Genomic DNA, 14785 nt, shown 5'->3' on the forward strand with positions numbered 1-14785 from the left:
GGGAGCGGTAGACAACAAAGAGCCCGCAGTCGCGGGCTCTTTGTGTGAACTGATGAGTGGTCTTAGCGGCGCGCCAGCCACTTGCTGGGGTTGATCGCCTCGCCCTGGTAGCGGATTTCGAAGTAGAGACCGGGCCTGTCCTGGCCACCGCTGTCACCGACCAAGGCGACGGGCTCACCCTGCTCTACCTTCTGACCGGTCTGGCGTAGCAGCGACTGGTTATGGCCATACAGACTCATGTAGCCCTTTCCATGGTCAATCACCAACAACATGCCGAAGCCATCCAGCCAGTCAGCATAGACCACCTGCCCCGGCGCCACTGCCTTGACCTGAGCCCCTTCGTTGGCACCGATCAGGGTGCCTTTCCACTTGAGCTGGCCGGTGCGCTGGGAGCCGTAAGAGATGAGGATGGGGCCCTGCACCGGCCAGCGCAGGCTGCCGTTGGTGCTGAGGCCGCCGTAGCCGTTGGCAGCTGCCTTGGCGCTGTTGCGGGCGGTGGCTTGCTGCTGTGCAACCCTGCCTTGTTGCGCGGCGACTCGCTGCTGCTCAGCGGCGAGCCGCTTTTGCTCGCCGACCTTCTGCTGCGCGGCCGCGATCCGCTGCTGTTCGGCAATCCGCTTCTGCTCGGCGGCCAGGCGTTGCGCCTCCAGACGGCGCTGGCGCTCCTGCTCGGCCTTCAACTTGGCCAGTCGCTCCCGCTCGGCCCGTTCACGGCGTTCCTGCTCTTCCCGTTGGCGACGCAGCTCTTCCAGCCGGGCCTTCAGGGCTTTCTCCGCCTTGACCAGCTTGGTCAGCTTCTGTTCGTCGTCTTGTACCGATTGCTGCAGCTGGTTGCGCACCTTGGCGCGGCTCTGCTGGCTGGCCAGCAGGCTCTGGTGATGCTCTTGCTGCTCGCCAAGCAGGCTCTGCAGTGCCTGTTCGGTCTGCTGGGTGGCTTGCTGGTTCTTGGCGAGCTTGGTGCGGGTGGCTCTCAGGGCATCGATGGCCTCGATGCGCGCCTTGTTGAGGTAGTCGTAATAGTCGAGGGAGCGGCTGATCTTGGCCGGATCCTGCTGATTAAGCAGCAGTTTGAGATAGTCGTGATTACCGGCCTGGAAGGCGCTCTCGGCCTGTTTGGCCAGCAGTTGCTTCTGGTGCTTGGCCTCTTGCTCCAGCTCGCTCTTGTTCTGTTGCAGTTCAACCAGCTTGCGCTGGTTCTGCTGCAGCTGCCGCCTGGTGTCGTTGAGTTTGGCGGCCGCCGCGGAAATGGATTGCTCATCTTGCTTCAACTGATTGTTGAGCTTGGCGAGTTCGCCCTTGCTGAGCTTGATGGTCTTGCGCTGATCCTTTATCTGGGACTGCATCTGACCGAGTTCGTTGGCTGCCGACACAGGGGCCGGGCCAAACGCAAAAAACAGCGCGCCTGCCAACAGGCAGACGCGACTGGTTTTGAGTGAAATATATCCGCATCCCCGCATGGGGCAGGATTATTTCAGAATCATCAGGGGCTTGCCAGTCATTTCCGGCGGCACCGGCAGACCCATCAGGGTCAGCATGGTCGGGGCCAGATCGGACAATTTACCATCTTGCGCCACTTCAGCCTTGCGGCCGAAATAGATGAGCGGCACAGGCAGGTTGGTGTGGGCGGTGTGGGCCTGACCGGTCTCTTCGTCCAGCATCTTCTCGGCGTTGCCATGGTCGGCGGTGATCAGGCATTCGCCACCCACTTCCGCCAGGGCTTCGGTGACGCGGCCGATGCAGTGGTCAACGGCTTCACAGGCTTTGACTGCGGCATCGAACACACCGGTGTGGCCGACCATGTCGCCGTTCGGGTAGTTGCAGATGATGACATCGTACTTGCCGCTCTTGATGGCGCCGACCAGCTTGTCGGTCAGCTCTTCCGAGCTCATCTCCGGCTGCAGGTCATAGGTGGCCACTTTCGGGCTGGCGACGATCTCGCGATCCTCGCCGGGGAAGCAGGCCTCTTCGCCACCGTTGAAGAAGAAGGTGACGTGGGCGTACTTCTCGGTTTCGGAGATGCGCAGCTGGGTCTTGCCCTGCTTGGCCAGCCACTCACCCAGGGTGTTGACCAGCGCGGTGGGCGGATAGGCGCAGACGGCTTTGATGTCGGCCGCGTATTCGGTCAGCATCACGAAGTTCAGGGCCGGGGTCGCTTCGCGGGCAAAGCCGGTGAAATCGCTATCGACGAAGGCACGGGTGATTTCGCGGGCACGGTCGGCACGGAAGTTCATGAAGATCAGCGCATCGCCGTCGTTCATGGGCGCGGCGGCACCGATGCGGGTGGCCTTGACGAACTCGTCGTTCTCGTCGCGGGCATAGGCGGCGGCCAGGGCGTCGCTGGCGTTGTCGGCGGTGAACTCGCCCTTGCCCTGGGTCATCAGGTCATAGGCTTGCTGCACGCGATCCCAGCGGTTGTCGCGGTCCATGGCGAAGTAGCGGCCGATCATGGAGGCGAAGCGACCCTTGCCCAGACGGGCAAACAGGGCATCGAACTGCTCGATGGAGGATTGGGCGGAGCGCGGCGGGACGTCGCGGCCATCCAGGAAGGCGTGGAAGTAGATCTGCTCGGCGCCACGCTTGGCGGCCATCTCGATCATACCCATGATGTGTTCTTCATGGCTGTGTACGCCACCCGGAGACATCAGGCCCATGATGTGCACGGCCTTGCCGTTGCTGACGGCGCTGTCGACGGCTTTGCCCAGCTCGACGTTATTGAAGAAAGTACCTTCAGCAATGTCCTTGGAGATACGGGTCAATTCTTGATAGACGATGCGACCGGCGCCAATGTTGACGTGGCCCACTTCGGAGTTGCCCATCTGGCCATCGGGCAGGCCCACGTCCAGGCCGGAGCCTGAGATGAGGGTGCTGGTGTAGTCATGGGCCAGGCGGTCCAGGTTCGGGGTCTTGGCGGCGGCAACGGCATTGTGCTCTTGCTTGGTGCTGTAGCCCCAACCGTCCATGATGACCAAAACCAGGGGTTTTTTCGCTGTTGACATAAAGCTATGTCCTCTCGGATAGGAATGAACTGGGGAATCGAAACTAGCGTAATATTACTACATCTGCCGAAATAGTCACCTGATCCCCAAGCGCCTCTCCCCCTTGGATTTTTCGCTGTTATCGAGCCGTTTTCGGCATGTTGTCAGCTTGTCTATCGAGGGTTATCCCGTTGCCCAAGATGACCATCAAGCCTCCCTCCTTATATAGAAGACGGCCCATTGAGGGGGAGGTGGCCCGAGGCGGCACCTTGATGGGAGCCCGCTCTCGCTTTGCCGCCAAGATGGCTGATCTTCACTGGGGGCCCATGTATACTCGGCCACTTGTCTCGGTCTTTGGATAGTAAAAGATGCAAGAGTATTTGGATTTTGCGACCCGCAATCCGCTGTTGTCGGCGGCTTGGTTGGGTCTGGCGGGCACCCTGATCTACACCACGGTACGTGCCAGCCTCTCTCCGGTTAAAACGGTAAATAACCACGGTGCAACGCTGCTCATCAACCGTGAGAACGCCATCGTGGTTGATACCCGTAGCCAGGACGAATATGCCAAGGGTCATCTGGCCGGTGCCCAGCACCTGCCCGCCAGCCAGATCCAGGCCAATAATCTGGGCGCGGTTGAAAAGCATAAAGATGCCCCCATCATAGTGGTGTGCGAGTCGGGGATGACCGCTGGTGGCGCGGCCCGTCAGTTGAGCAAGGCCGGCTTCAAGCAGGTGTATGTGCTCAGCGGTGGCATGGCCCAATGGCGTGCAGACAATCTGCCGGTAACCAAAAAACGCTGATTTAAGGGCGTGCGCCCAACATTTTTATCAAAGGAATCAAAAGAATGGCTGACGAAATCAACAACCAGGAAGTACAACCGGAATTCCACATCCAGCGTGTTTACACCAAGGATGTCTCCTTCGAAGCGCCGAACACGCCGCACATCTTCCAGAAAGAGTGGCAACCGGACGTCAAGCTGGACATGGACACCAAGACCAGCGTCCTGGCTGACGGCGTGTATGAGGTTGTACTGACCCTGACCGTCACCTGCAAGCTGGAAACCGAGACCGCCTTCCTGTGTGAAGTGCAGCAAGCCGGTATCTTCAGCATCGGCAACCTGCCGGAGCCACAGCTGGCGCATTGCCTGGCCGCTTTCTGCCCGAACATTCTGTTCCCTTATGCCCGCGAAGCCGTGGCCAACCTGGTCAGCAAGGGTTCCTTCCCGCAGCTGAACCTGGCACCGGTCAACTTCGATGCCCTGTTTGCCCAGCACATGGCACAGGCTCAGGTTCAACAGGCAACAGCGGAAGCCTGATCAATGGCCGACCCGATCGCGATTTCGGTGTTGGGGGCGGGGTCTTATGGCTCCGCCCTTGCCATTTCTCTGGCCCGTAACGGTCATTCGACCCTGCTATGGGGCCATAATCCGGCTCATGTCGCCGTGTTGGAAGCCGATCGTTGCAACAAGGCCTTCCTGCCGGATGTGCCCTTCCCCGCTACGCTGCAGCTGAGCGCGGATCTCGAGCAGGCGGTACAAGCCGCTCCCGTGCTGCTGCTGGTGGTGCCGAGTCATGTCTTTGGCCAGGTGCTGACCGAGATCAAACCCTTCCTGCGTCCCGATACTCGTATCGCCTGGGCCACCAAGGGATTGGAGCCGGACAGCGGCCGGCTGCTGCAGGATGTGGCCCGCGAGATACTGGGGGAGGAGATACCGCTGGCGGTCATCTCGGGTCCTACCTTCGCCAAAGAGCTGGCCGCCGGTTTGCCGACGGCCATCTCGGTCGCCTCGACCCACGACGATTTCGCCGACGACCTCTCCCATCTGCTCCATTGCGGCCGATCATTCCGGGTCTATACCAATCCGGACTTCATCGGTCTGCAACTGGGGGGGGCGGTCAAGAACGTCATCGCCATCGGCGCCGGCCTCTCCGACGGCTTGGGTTTTGGCGCCAACGCCAGAACCGCGCTCATCACCCGGGGTCTGGTGGAGATGCAGCGCCTCGGTGCGGCCCTGGGTGCCGATGCCAAGACCTTTATGGGGATGGCGGGGCTCGGGGATCTGGTGCTTACCTGTACCGACAACCAGTCCCGCAACCGCCGCTTCGGTCTGGCGCTCGGGGCCGGTAAAGAGGTGGATACCGCCATGGCCGAGATCGGTCAGGTGGTGGAAGGCTATCGCAACACCAAGGAAGTGCATCTGCTGGCGGCCCGTTACGGGGTCGAGATGCCCATCTGCGAGCAGATCTTCCAGGTGCTCTATCAGGGCCGCAACCCGAAAGAGGCTGCCATCGCCCTGCTCAGTCGCGACAAGCGCGACGAATGATCCCTGGTTGATCCCGGCATATCCGATAGCAAAAAGCCCCGCCAAATTGGCGGGGCTTTTTCATGGGTAATGTACGAGGGGGCAGGGCAACCTCAATGGATAACGGACATGAGCACAGGGGTACTCATGCCTGCGCTATCAATAGTAGGAGTGATCGCCACGCTGGTGCTCGGTGGCATCTTTGACGCCGTTGAGCTCGCCCGGGAATTTCTCCAGTAGCTGCTTCTCGATCCCCTCTTTCAGGGTGTAATCCACCTGTGAACAGCCGTTGCAACCACCACCGAACTGCAAAATCGCCAGCTTGTCGTCGGTGATGTCAATCAAGGTCACCTTGCCACCGTGACCGGCCAGCATGGGGTTGACCTCTGACATCAGCACGTATTCGATGCGATCGGCCAGGGGGGCATCGTCGGCCACCTTGCGCATCTTGGCGTTGGGTGCCTTGAGGGTGAGCTGGGAGCCCATCTGATCGGTGACGAAGTCGATGGTGGCATCGACCAGGTAAGGGGCGCTCAGGGGATCGACCAGGCAGTCGAAGCCGCTGTAAGGGAGGTGTTGATCTTCCGGATCCACCGCATCCGGTGGGCAGTAAGAGACGCCGCACTCGGCGTTCTGGGTTCCCGGATTGACCACAAACACCCGGATGTTGGTGCCATCAGGCTGATTTTCCAGCAGCTTGCGGAAATGCGCCTGGGCGGTGTCGGAAATGCTGATCATCACTATCCTCATAAACCTGAGTGTACGACTAGGGTATTCATGATAACGCGGTTGCCGCCCCTTGGATAGCGCGTGTTCAAGGCTTGGACGCGCAGCCATGGCACGCAGGATCTACACCTCACGCCGCCCGATGGCACTGTTATGTTGCCACTGTTCCGGTTGGCTCACAGGACCGCAGTTACTTGACATGGGGCAGGGTACGGCACAGCGCCCACACCTCGACTCTTGCTATCCCGCTCTCATGGAGCAGGCGGGTGAGCTGACCCGCCGTAGCACCCGTCGTGACCACATCGTCGAGCAGGGCGACATGCTGGTAGTGATGGGGAGCGATGTGGAAGGCCCCCTTGAGATTGCGGCGGCGCTGGCTGGCGCTGAGCTGGGTCTGCTGAGGGGTCGCCCGGATGCGGCGAATGACCCGAAGATCGAGAGGGATGCCGGTTAAACGGCTCAGACAGAGACCCAGCTGCTCGGCCTGATTGAAACCACGGCGCCACTGGCGCCACCAATGCAAGGGCACCGGGATGATGGCCTCGGGGGGATCCTCCAGGGTCAGGTGATCGGCCAGCAGCCTGGCGAGCAGGGGGGCCAGCAGCAAGTCGCCACCATATTTCAGGCGAGGAATAAGCCAGGGGTAGGGCGGCAGATAGTCCCCTATGACTTGCAACCTGTCCCAGGGGGGCGGCCTGCGCTGACAGCGGCCACAGAGTGGCCACCTCTCTTCGAGAGGGGTGGCACAGAGTCGGCAGCGATGCTCTTGCTGGCGCAGGCTGGTACGACACCAGTGGCAGAGCAGGGGATCGGTGTCACAGGGTTGTCGACAGAGCAGGCAGAGTCCCAACCAGTCGACCGGGGTACCGAGGATCGGACTTGCTTTGGCGAGCAGGCGCTTTAACATGCGACCCCAATGAATGGATGTGAGGGAGTCTGATGAGCATAGTGGTGGAGCGCCTCGGTCAGGGGCCAGATCTGGTGTTGTTGCATGGTTGGGGCATGAATGGTGCCGTCTGGCACGGGATAGCCCCCCTGCTCAGCCCGCATTTTCGGTTGCATCTGATCGACTTGCCCGGCTTTGGCGCCAGCCCGCTGGCCGAGGGGGTGGATTATGACCTCAACTGGCTGGCGCGGCAGGTCGCCGCGGTATTGCCGCCGCGCGCCCACCTGCTCGGCTGGTCCCTCGGTGGTCTGGTGGCGAGCCGCATTGCCCTCGATACACCGGAGCGGGTCGCCTCCCTCATCACCGTTGCCAGCTCCCCCTGCTTCATGGCGCGAGAGGAGTGGCCCGGTATAGCTCCCAAGGTGCTGGAGGGTTTCATGACGGCGCTGGGGGGGGATTTTCGCCAGACGGTGGAGCGCTTCCTGGCCATTCAGGCCATGGGCAGCGAACATGCCCGGGACGATATCCGCCAGTTGAAACAGTGGTTGGCGCAGCGGCCTGCGCCGCAGCTGGCTGCTCTCACGGCGGGCCTGACCATGCTGGCCGAAGTGGACTTGCGCGAGGAGCTGGCGCAGCTGGCTCTGCCCTGGCTACGAGTCTATGGTCGCCTCGACTCCCTGGTGCCCAGGGCCAGCATTGCGCTGCTCGATGAACGCTATCCTCGCAGCAAGAGCCAGATACTGGCCAAGGCCTCCCATGCTCCCTTTATTTCTCACCCTGAGCCTTTTGTCAGCGGTCTGAGGGAGTGGCTCGCCATGGGGGCTGACTGCGCTGATTAAAAATCGAGCGCCATGCTTTGATAATCCCGCGAGGCGGTGGATACTTACTCCACTGTCAGGGAGATAGCACCATGCAAATTGATTCCGCCTTTACCACTGGCCTGCAGGGATATCAGCGGGCCGAGCAGAGGGTTGACCAGGCAAGCGAGGCCATTGCCAGCGTCAATGTGGCGCGGCCTGAACCCGAGGCGGCCCCGGTGGCGCTCACCGACGAGCTGATCAACCTCAAGATCGGTGAGCTGCAGGCCGGTGCCTCGGCCAGGGTGATCCAGACGGCCAGTGACATGCTCGGCAGCCTGATCGACATTCGGGTCTAAGAGGCCTGCTTGGCCACCCTTGGGGTGGCCGAGCACTATCATGAGCCTCAACGTCACGCTTCCCCCCAGCCTGCCCAACGCGCTGCAACCTCAGACGGAAGCGGCGCGCACCGACAATCGCCGTGCCGAACTGATCCCCCAGCCCCCCCAGGGTGCTGCCGCTAGCGGCAGCCAGAAATCGGCCAGTCAGCAGGATCAGGAGAGGCAGACCCTCCGCCAGGGGTTGCTCCGTGACGGTGCGATGCGGGAGGGGGCGGGCACCCTCTCATCGGCTCCTCATTCGCTACCTCAGCGGGTCGATGAGCGTGGGCATCAGGACGGCCAGGGCAGCCAGCAAGGGACGCATCGGGAGAGTCATCAAGATGCCGAGCGGGCAGGGGATCAGAGGGGCAGCCACGGGATCGCCTCGGCGTTGGTGTTCGGTGGTGGGCTACCAACCCGAGTTGGCCAATATGCTCATCCCGGCATGCAAGGCGGGGTGTTGAATGCCTACATGGAGATACGCAGCCAGGCCATCGCCCAGCGCTATCGCACGGCTAGCCGACCCGCCACGCCCCAGCAATTCGATCTGAAAATCTGAACCGCCGTTGCCATGACAGGGCTCCTTGAGCCTGATGCTAGCGGCAGAGAAGGGGAGATCCCCTACAACAAGAAGCCCCTCGCGGGGCTTCCTGTTTATCCGGGCATTTGAGGCGCTATTTTTTAGCCTTGGCAAACGCGGCCGCAAAGGCGTTGCCGAAGGCGGCACTCTCGGCCGGTTTGCTGCCTGGCTGTGGGGGGCGAGCCGGTTTGGCAGCCTGCCCCCGGGGCGCCGCCCGGTCGTTTATCTCTGCTCTGGGCTTGCGTCCCCCCTGATTGCCGGCCTGCTGATCCAGGCGCATGGTCAGGCTGATGCGTTTGCGGGGGGCATCCACCTCCAGCACCTTGACCCTGACCACGTCCCCTGTCTTGACCACTTCCCGGGGATCCTTGATGAAGCGATCGGTCAGGGAGCTGATATGCACCAGGCCATCCTGATGGACCCCTATGTCGACGAAGGCGCCGAAGTTGGTGACGTTGGTGACCACCCCTTCCAGCACCATCTCGGGTTGCAGGTCGCTTATCTTCTCCACCCCCTCCTTGAAGGTGGCGGTCTTGAACTCGGGACGGGGATCCCGGCCCGGCTTGTCCAGCTCGCCAATGATATCGGTGACAGTCGGCACCCCGAATTTGTCATCGACATAGTCGGCTGGCTTGAGGCTACGTAGCAGGGGGCCGTTGCCGAGCAGGTCGTCTACCGCCTGCTGGAGCTGCGCCAGGATCCGTTCCACCACAGGGTAAGACTCGGGATGCACCGCCGAGCCATCGAGGGGATGAGTGCCGCCACGAATGCGCAGGAAACCGGCACACTGCTCGAACGCCTTGGGGCCGAGTCGACTCACCTTGAGCAACTGCTGGCGGCTCTTGAAGGCGCCATGTTCATCACGGTAAGCCACTATGTTCTGGGCCAGGGTCTGGGAGAGGCCGGAGACCCGGGTCAGCAACGGTACCGAGGCGGTATTCACATCCACGCCGACCGCGTTCACGCAATCTTCCACCACGGCATCGAGCTTGCGGGCCAGCTGGCTCTGACCGACATCATGCTGGTACTGGCCCACCCCTATGCTCTTGGGATCTATCTTGACCAGCTCGGCCAGGGGATCTTGCAGGCGGCGGGCGATGGAGACTGCGCCGCGGATGGAGACATCAAGATCCGGAAACTCCTGGGAGGCGAGCTCGGAGGCGGAGTAGACGGAGGCACCCGCCTCGCTGACCACGATCTGCTGAGCACGGGCCTCCGGGTAGCGTTTGAACAGTTCAGCCGTCAGGCGATCCGTCTCGCGGGAGGCGGTGCCATTGCCGATGCTGACCAGCTCTACTTTATGTTTGACGCAGAGATCGCGCAGGGTGGCCAGGCTCTGTTCCACCTGCTTTCTCGGCTCGAAGGGATAGATGGTGGCGCTATCGACCAGCTTGCCGGTGGCGTCGACCACCGCCACCTTGACCCCGGTGCGGATGCCGGGATCCAGCCCCATGGTGCAACGCATGCCGGCCGGCGCCGCCATCAGCAGATCCTGGAGATTCATGGCGAACACCTTGATCGCCTCTTCTTCGGCCTGTTCGCGGACTTGGCCGATGAGCTCGGTCTCCATCTGCAAGGAGAGTTTGATGCGCCAAGTCCAGCTCACCACCCCTTGCAGCCACTTGTCGGCGGGACGGCCCTGGGCCTTGACGCCGACCTGCTGGGCGATGATGCCCTCGCAGGGGTGGCTGGCCTCATCCTCACCCACTATCAGCGCCAGGTTGAGCATCCCTTCGTTGCGGCCGCGCAACATGGCCAGCACCCGATGGGAGGGGGCCTTGTGCAGCGGTTCGTCATGTTCGAAGTAGTCCTTGAACTTGGCTCCCTCCTGCTCCTTGCCCTCGACCAGCCGGGCGTGCAGGGTGGCGTTGTGCCACAGATAATCGCGCAGCCGGGCGAGCAGGGGGGCTTGCTCCGCGAAGCGCTCCATCAAGATGTAGCGGGCACCGTCGAGGGACGCCTTGGTATCGGCTATGCCAGCCTCGATATTGATAAAGGCGGCGGCCTCTCGCTCGGGATCCAGATTGGGATTGGCGAACAGGCGATCGGCCAGGGGTTCCAGCCCAGCCTCTATGGCCATCTGCCCCTTGGTGCGGCGTTTGGGTTTGTAGGGCAGGTAGAGATCTTCGAGGCGGGTCTTGGTATCGGCCTCGCCCAAAGCACGGGCCAGTTCCGGGGTCAGCTTGCCCTGCTCCTTGACGGAGTTGAGGATCACCTGGCGCCTCTCTTCCAGTTCGCGCAGATAACCGAGCCGGGTCTCCAGAGTACGTAACTGGCTGTCATCCAGCCCGTCGGTGACCTCCTTGCGGTAGCGGGCGATGAAGGGCACAGTGGCCCCTTCGTCCAGCAGGCGGATGGCGGCTTGTACCTGCTGTGGCCGAGCATTCAGCTCGCTGGCTATCTGTCGTTCTATGGTTTGCATCTGTGCTCTGGGTCTCCATGGTCACTGGTTGGCGGCTCGCGGGCCCACCCCACGCGGGGTTAGAATAGAACCCAAGTGGCAAGGACATGTAAAGATGAAAAAAAGCGATTATATCACCCGTGAAGGGTGGCTCGAACTGGATCGGGAATTCAAGGCCCTCTGGAAGGAGGAGCGGCCCAGGGTGACGCAGGCGGTGTCGGAGGCCGCGGCCCTCGGCGACCGATCCGAGAATGCCGAGTACATCTATGGCAAGAAGCGACTGCGGGAAATAGACCGGCGGCTGCGCTTTCTTGGCAAGCGGCTCGATGCCCTCACCATAGTGGATCCCAGCCCCCAGCAGGAGGGGCGGGTCTTCTTCGGCGCCTGGGTTGAGCTGGAAGATGAAGCCGGTCAGCGGGTGCGCTATCGATTGGTGGGGCCCGACGAGTTCAACCTCTCTGAAGGCAAACTCAGCGTGGACTCCCCCCTGGCGCGTGCCCTGCTCAAGAAACAGGTCGATGACGAGGTGGAGGTGAGCACGCCGTCCGGCTTGCAGTTCTGGTATATCAACGAAATTCGTTACAGCCCCTTCGAGGCGCGGGCAACGCTCCCAAGCAATAACCGGTAACACTTTTCGTCTTGGCCGGGGCAGGGCAAGCGCCTAGGATGACCCCTCATGGGTAAGGAGAGGCAAAATGAGTCAGCAATACAAGGTGTTGGTGGTCGATGATGACCTCAAGCTGCGGGCCCTGCTGGAGCGTTATCTGAGCGAACAGGGGTTCGGGGTGCGCGGCGTCGCCAATGGTGAGCAGGCCGATCGCCTGCTGGCGCGGGAGAACTTCAGCCTGATGGTGCTCGATCTCATGCTGCCCGGGGAAGATGGCCTCTCCATCTGTCGCCGTCTGCGCGAAGCGGGCAACCAGATCCCGGTGTTGATGCTCACCGCCAAGGGGGACGAGGTCGATCGCATTGTCGGCCTGGAGATGGGCGCCGATGACTATCTGCCCAAACCGTTCAACCCGCGGGAGCTGCTGGCCCGGATCCGTGCCGTGCTGCGCCGCCATCAGGTGGAGCTGCCGGGAGCCCCCTCCGCCACCGAGAAGGTCGTCAGCTTTGGTGCCTACCGCCTCGATCTCGCGACCCGAGAGCTGACCCGGGACCATGAACCCCTCTCCCTGACCAGCGGCGAGTTCGCCGTGCTCAAGGTGCTGGTCAGTCATCCCCGTGAGCCGCTATCCCGTGACAAATTGATGAATCTGGCCCGTGGCCGCGAATATACCGCCACCGAGCGCAGCATCGATGTGCAGGTGTCGCGCCTGCGTCGCTTGCTGGAGCAGGATCCGGCCCAACCCAGGTATCTGCAGACCGTCTGGGGTCTGGGCTATGTGTTTGTACCGGACGGAGAGAGCCGATGAGGCGCACGACCAGCATGTTCTCCCGTACCCTCTGGTTTCTGGGCTCGGTGCTGTTGGTCTATCAGCTGGTCTCCTATGCCGCCTTCTACAACTATCTGCTGGAGCCCACGGTCAAGCAGATCAGTCACCTGCTGGCCAATCAGGTCAAGCTCATCTTCCCCGCCGAACTGGACGGTACCCTGCCCGATGAAGCTGAGGCCCTGGTCCACATGGCGACGGGCATCGATATTTACAGTCAGCACGAGGCTGAGCAGCACGGCCTGAAGATGGCCAAGCGTTATGAATATCTGGAGGAGGGGATCAGTCATGAGCTGGGCGGCCCGGCCCAGGTGCGGGTCGAGATCCAGGATCACTACATCATCTGGATCCAGCCGCCCCAGGCGAGCGAGATCTGGCTGCGGGTGCCGCTCACCGAGATAGATGATGACGACATTCAGCCACTGCTCCTTTATCTGAGCATATTGCTGGTAGTGGTGCTGTTTGGCGCCTGGCATTTTGCCCGTCAGTTGATGCGCCCGCTCGAGGCGCTGGAGGCGGGGGCTGTCGCCGTGGCAAGGGGACAATTCCCCGATGCACTGCCCGAGAAGGGCTCGCGGGAGCTGCGCCGGCTGACCCGCAGCTTCAACCACATGTCCCATTCCATCAAGGATCTGATCGAGGAGCGTAACCTGATGATGGCTGGCGTCTCCCACGATTTGCGCACCCCGCTCACCCGCATCCGTCTCGCCACCGAGATGATGTCGTCCCGGGAAGAGGGACTCAAGGAGAGCATCAACGCCGACATCGATGAAACCAATGCCATCATCGATCAGTTCATCGACTACATAAGACCGGCTGGCGAGATCGAAACCCGGACCACCGACCTGACCCAGCTGATCCACGATGTGCTGCTGCTACAGGGGGATCAGGGACTGGAATTGGAGCTGGCCCTGCCAACCGAGGCCGTGCTAGTCGAGTGCCACCCCCTTGGCTTGCGCCGGGTGCTCAATAATCTGTGCGGTAATGCCCAGCGTTATGGCGCCAGTCGGGTACATGCTGAGCTGAGGGACGATGGTCACTGGGTCCGCCTGCGGCTGTCCGATGATGGCCCAGGCATCCCGGAGGGAGATTATCAGCGGGTGCTCAAACCCTTCACCCAGGGCAGCCTGGCGCGCACCGGAGGGGGCAGTGGCCTGGGGCTCGCTATCGTCGCCAAGATAGTGGCGCAGCACCACGGCACATTGCGGCTCGGCGTTTCGATGTGGGACGGCTTGCTGGTCGAGATCCGCCTGCCCAAACAGCAGCCCCTGGAGTGGGTTGACTAATGGGGTCAATCTAGAGACAGAGAGGGGGCCAATGGCCCCCTCTCTGTTATCCGACATCTTGCTCAGGCATCTGGCGTGGCTGGTTGGCGGTAGCGTTTGCCGTATTTGAGCTGCTGCACCAGCAAGGCGATGACGATGAGAGCCAGGCCTATGGGGGTGGCCGGATGTATCTCCTCGCCGATCAGCAGGTTGAGCAGGATCAGGGAGGCGAAGGGGGAGATGAAGATAAGATTGCTGAGCGGCGCCGTGTCCGTGGCACTGCGCATGGCCATCAACCAGAGCACGAAGCCAAAGCCCATCTCGAACAGACCGACATAGATGGCACCAGCCCAGCCTTGCCAGGCGGTCATGCGGAAGTCGGCCAGCCACCAGGTCGCCACCAGAATGAGCGGCAGGCTGAGCAGGAAGCCGAGCAACAGACTGACGATGGGATCCCCCTGATTACGGGTGTTGAGGATCCAGTAGCCCGCCCAGATCAGGGTAGAGAGCAGTGCCAGCCCCACCCCGAGCGGGCTGTCGAACTGCAGGCCGAGCAGATCACCCTTGGTGGCGATCACCAGGGCGCCGAAGTAGCCGAGCAGTATGGCCACCCCATCCCGGCGGCGCAGTTTCTGACCGAGGAAGGGCACGGCCAGCAGACTCAGGCTGATGGCCCATGTGTAGTTGATGGTCTGCGCCTGTTGCGCCGGCAGCAGGTCATAGGCTTTGAACAACAGCAGGTAATAGAGGAAAGGATTGAGAGTGCCCAGCGCCAGATAGTAGAGAGGGCGCTCTCGCAAGTAGAGCCCCAGCAGCGGCAGCTTGCCCTGTTTGAGCACCAGGGCACCCAGAGCCAGGGTCGAGGTGAGGGCGGCGACCAGTAGCAGTTGTACCGGCTCGAAGTAACGCAGCGACAGCTTGAAGGCGGTGGCAACCGTGGACCAGAGAGCCACGGCGCACAGACCGTATTGATAGGCTCTCTTCTGATTTTTCAACATACTGCAGATCCTTGCATGATCAGCTGAAGGGGCAATTGGCTC

The 14785-nt window shown here is 61.8% G+C and carries 15 protein-coding genes; 9 read left to right on the plus strand and 6 right to left on the minus strand.

Annotated elements, in window-relative coordinates:
• Window positions 1-62 precede the first annotated feature (62 nt).
• Together M2367_RS14690 and gpmM are read right to left on the minus strand one after the other, a co-directional pair.
• A complete protein-coding gene (locus tag M2367_RS14690) occupies window positions 63-1457 on the minus strand; it encodes a peptidoglycan DD-metalloendopeptidase family protein (RefSeq protein WP_259237119.1) in 1395 nt (464 codons plus the stop codon).
• A 9-nt stretch (window positions 1458-1466) separates the two neighbouring features.
• Entirely contained in the window at window positions 1467-2996 is a 1530-nt protein-coding gene (gpmM, locus tag M2367_RS14695) for a 2,3-bisphosphoglycerate-independent phosphoglycerate mutase (RefSeq protein ID WP_042042644.1), read from the minus strand.
• A gap of 347 nt (window positions 2997-3343) precedes the next feature.
• On the opposite strand from gpmM, the gene M2367_RS14700 reads away from it, so the two are divergent.
• From M2367_RS14700 to gpsA, 3 genes are read left to right on the plus strand one after another with little or no spacing between them, the layout of a single operon-like run.
• The gene (locus tag M2367_RS14700) at window positions 3344-3775 is read left to right on the plus strand and encodes a rhodanese-like domain-containing protein (RefSeq protein WP_005890807.1); all 432 of its coding nucleotides are present in this window, start codon (window positions 3344-3346) and stop codon (window positions 3773-3775) included.
• Window positions 3776-3819: 44 nt separating this feature from the next.
• Window positions 3820-4290 (plus strand): protein-export chaperone SecB, encoded by a 471-nt coding sequence (gene secB, locus M2367_RS14705; protein ID WP_042042645.1) that lies wholly within the window; start codon window positions 3820-3822, stop codon window positions 4288-4290.
• Between the two features lie 3 nt (window positions 4291-4293).
• Window positions 4294-5298: an NAD(P)H-dependent glycerol-3-phosphate dehydrogenase gene (gene gpsA / locus M2367_RS14710; RefSeq protein WP_259237120.1), complete on the plus strand. Its 1005-nt coding sequence runs from the start codon at window positions 4294-4296 to the stop codon at window positions 5296-5298.
• A 138-nt stretch (window positions 5299-5436) separates the two neighbouring features.
• Here the strand turns inward: gpsA and nfuA are convergent, their stop codons facing one another.
• Both nfuA and M2367_RS14720 read right to left on the minus strand, forming a co-directional pair.
• On the minus strand, window positions 5437-6015 hold the full coding sequence (gene nfuA, locus M2367_RS14715) for a Fe-S biogenesis protein NfuA (RefSeq protein ID WP_042042648.1): 579 nt from the start codon (window positions 6013-6015) through the stop codon (window positions 5437-5439).
• Between the two features lie 178 nt (window positions 6016-6193).
• Window positions 6194-6910 carry a ComF family protein gene (locus tag M2367_RS14720; RefSeq protein ID WP_042042651.1) on the minus strand — a complete coding sequence of 239 codons (717 nt, stop codon included), beginning with the start codon at window positions 6908-6910 and terminating at the stop codon, window positions 6194-6196.
• 32 nt (window positions 6911-6942) lie between these two features.
• Here M2367_RS14720 and bioH point away from each other — a divergent pair, with 32 nt between their 5' ends.
• The 3 genes from bioH to M2367_RS14735 all read left to right on the plus strand — a co-directional run bounded on the left by bioH (window position 6943) and on the right by M2367_RS14735 (window position 8625).
• A complete protein-coding gene (bioH, locus tag M2367_RS14725) occupies window positions 6943-7728 on the plus strand; it encodes a pimeloyl-ACP methyl ester esterase BioH (protein ID WP_259237121.1) in 786 nt (261 codons plus the stop codon).
• A 71-nt stretch (window positions 7729-7799) separates the two neighbouring features.
• Window positions 7800-8045, plus strand: a complete 246-nt coding sequence (locus M2367_RS14730; protein WP_042042655.1) for a hypothetical protein — start codon at window positions 7800-7802, stop codon at window positions 8043-8045.
• Between the two features lie 40 nt (window positions 8046-8085).
• Window positions 8086-8625, plus strand: a complete 540-nt coding sequence (locus M2367_RS14735) for a hypothetical protein (protein ID WP_052448233.1) — start codon at window positions 8086-8088, stop codon at window positions 8623-8625.
• 115 nt (window positions 8626-8740) lie between these two features.
• Here the strand turns inward: M2367_RS14735 and M2367_RS14740 are convergent, their stop codons facing one another.
• Window positions 8741-11068, minus strand: a complete 2328-nt coding sequence (locus M2367_RS14740) for a Tex family protein (RefSeq protein ID WP_259237122.1) — start codon at window positions 11066-11068, stop codon at window positions 8741-8743.
• Between the two features lie 94 nt (window positions 11069-11162).
• Between M2367_RS14740 and greB the strand changes: the two genes are divergently transcribed.
• The 3 genes from greB (at window position 11163) to envZ (ending at window position 13766) form a co-directional block, all read left to right on the plus strand.
• Window positions 11163-11675 carry a transcription elongation factor GreB gene (greB, locus tag M2367_RS14745; protein WP_259237123.1) on the plus strand — a complete coding sequence of 171 codons (513 nt, stop codon included), beginning with the start codon at window positions 11163-11165 and terminating at the stop codon, window positions 11673-11675.
• A 67-nt stretch (window positions 11676-11742) separates the two neighbouring features.
• The gene (ompR, locus tag M2367_RS14750) at window positions 11743-12462 is read left to right on the plus strand and encodes a two-component system response regulator OmpR (RefSeq protein WP_005890831.1); all 720 of its coding nucleotides are present in this window, start codon (window positions 11743-11745) and stop codon (window positions 12460-12462) included.
• Entirely contained in the window at window positions 12459-13766 is a 1308-nt protein-coding gene (gene envZ, locus M2367_RS14755) for a two-component system sensor histidine kinase EnvZ (protein WP_259237124.1), read from the plus strand. Before ompR ends, envZ begins: the two co-directional genes overlap by 4 nt.
• 62 nt (window positions 13767-13828) lie before the next feature.
• Here the strand turns inward: envZ and M2367_RS14760 are convergent, their stop codons facing one another.
• The gene (locus M2367_RS14760; protein WP_259237125.1) at window positions 13829-14743 is read right to left on the minus strand and encodes a DMT family transporter; all 915 of its coding nucleotides are present in this window, start codon (window positions 14741-14743) and stop codon (window positions 13829-13831) included.
• Window positions 14744-14785: the final 42 nt, after the last annotated feature.

The organism is Aeromonas sp. BIGb0445, assembly GCF_024809075.1.
GTDB classification, from domain to species: Bacteria; Pseudomonadota; Gammaproteobacteria; order Enterobacterales; family Aeromonadaceae; genus Aeromonas; species Aeromonas rivuli.

Excerpts from the sequence above, each read along its gene's own strand:
- envZ (WP_259237124.1), top strand. The coding sequence starts at position 12,459 with ATGAGGCGCACGACCAGCATGTTCTCCCGTACCCTCTGGTTTCTGGGC.
- bioH (WP_259237121.1), top strand. The coding sequence starts at position 6,943 with ATGAGCATAGTGGTGGAGCGCCTCGGTCAGGGGCCAGATCTGGTGTTG.
- ompR (WP_005890831.1), top strand. The coding sequence starts at position 11,743 with ATGAGTCAGCAATACAAGGTGTTGGTGGTCGATGATGACCTCAAGCTG.
- secB (WP_042042645.1), top strand. The coding sequence starts at position 3,820 with ATGGCTGACGAAATCAACAACCAGGAAGTACAACCGGAATTCCACATC.
- M2367_RS14720 (WP_042042651.1), bottom strand. The coding sequence starts at position 6,910 with ATGTTAAAGCGCCTGCTCGCCAAAGCAAGTCCGATCCTCGGTACCCCG.
- gpsA (WP_259237120.1), top strand. The coding sequence starts at position 4,294 with ATGGCCGACCCGATCGCGATTTCGGTGTTGGGGGCGGGGTCTTATGGC.
- gpmM (WP_042042644.1), bottom strand. The coding sequence starts at position 2,996 with ATGTCAACAGCGAAAAAACCCCTGGTTTTGGTCATCATGGACGGTTGG.
- M2367_RS14740 (WP_259237122.1), bottom strand. The coding sequence starts at position 11,068 with ATGCAAACCATAGAACGACAGATAGCCAGCGAGCTGAATGCTCGGCCA.
- M2367_RS14730 (WP_042042655.1), top strand. The coding sequence starts at position 7,800 with ATGCAAATTGATTCCGCCTTTACCACTGGCCTGCAGGGATATCAGCGG.
- greB (WP_259237123.1), top strand. The coding sequence starts at position 11,163 with ATGAAAAAAAGCGATTATATCACCCGTGAAGGGTGGCTCGAACTGGAT.
- M2367_RS14700 (WP_005890807.1), top strand. The coding sequence starts at position 3,344 with ATGCAAGAGTATTTGGATTTTGCGACCCGCAATCCGCTGTTGTCGGCG.
- M2367_RS14760 (WP_259237125.1), bottom strand. The coding sequence starts at position 14,743 with ATGTTGAAAAATCAGAAGAGAGCCTATCAATACGGTCTGTGCGCCGTG.
- M2367_RS14735 (WP_052448233.1), top strand. The coding sequence starts at position 8,086 with ATGAGCCTCAACGTCACGCTTCCCCCCAGCCTGCCCAACGCGCTGCAA.
- M2367_RS14690 (WP_259237119.1), bottom strand. The coding sequence starts at position 1,457 with ATGCGGGGATGCGGATATATTTCACTCAAAACCAGTCGCGTCTGCCTG.
- nfuA (WP_042042648.1), bottom strand. The coding sequence starts at position 6,015 with ATGATCAGCATTTCCGACACCGCCCAGGCGCATTTCCGCAAGCTGCTG.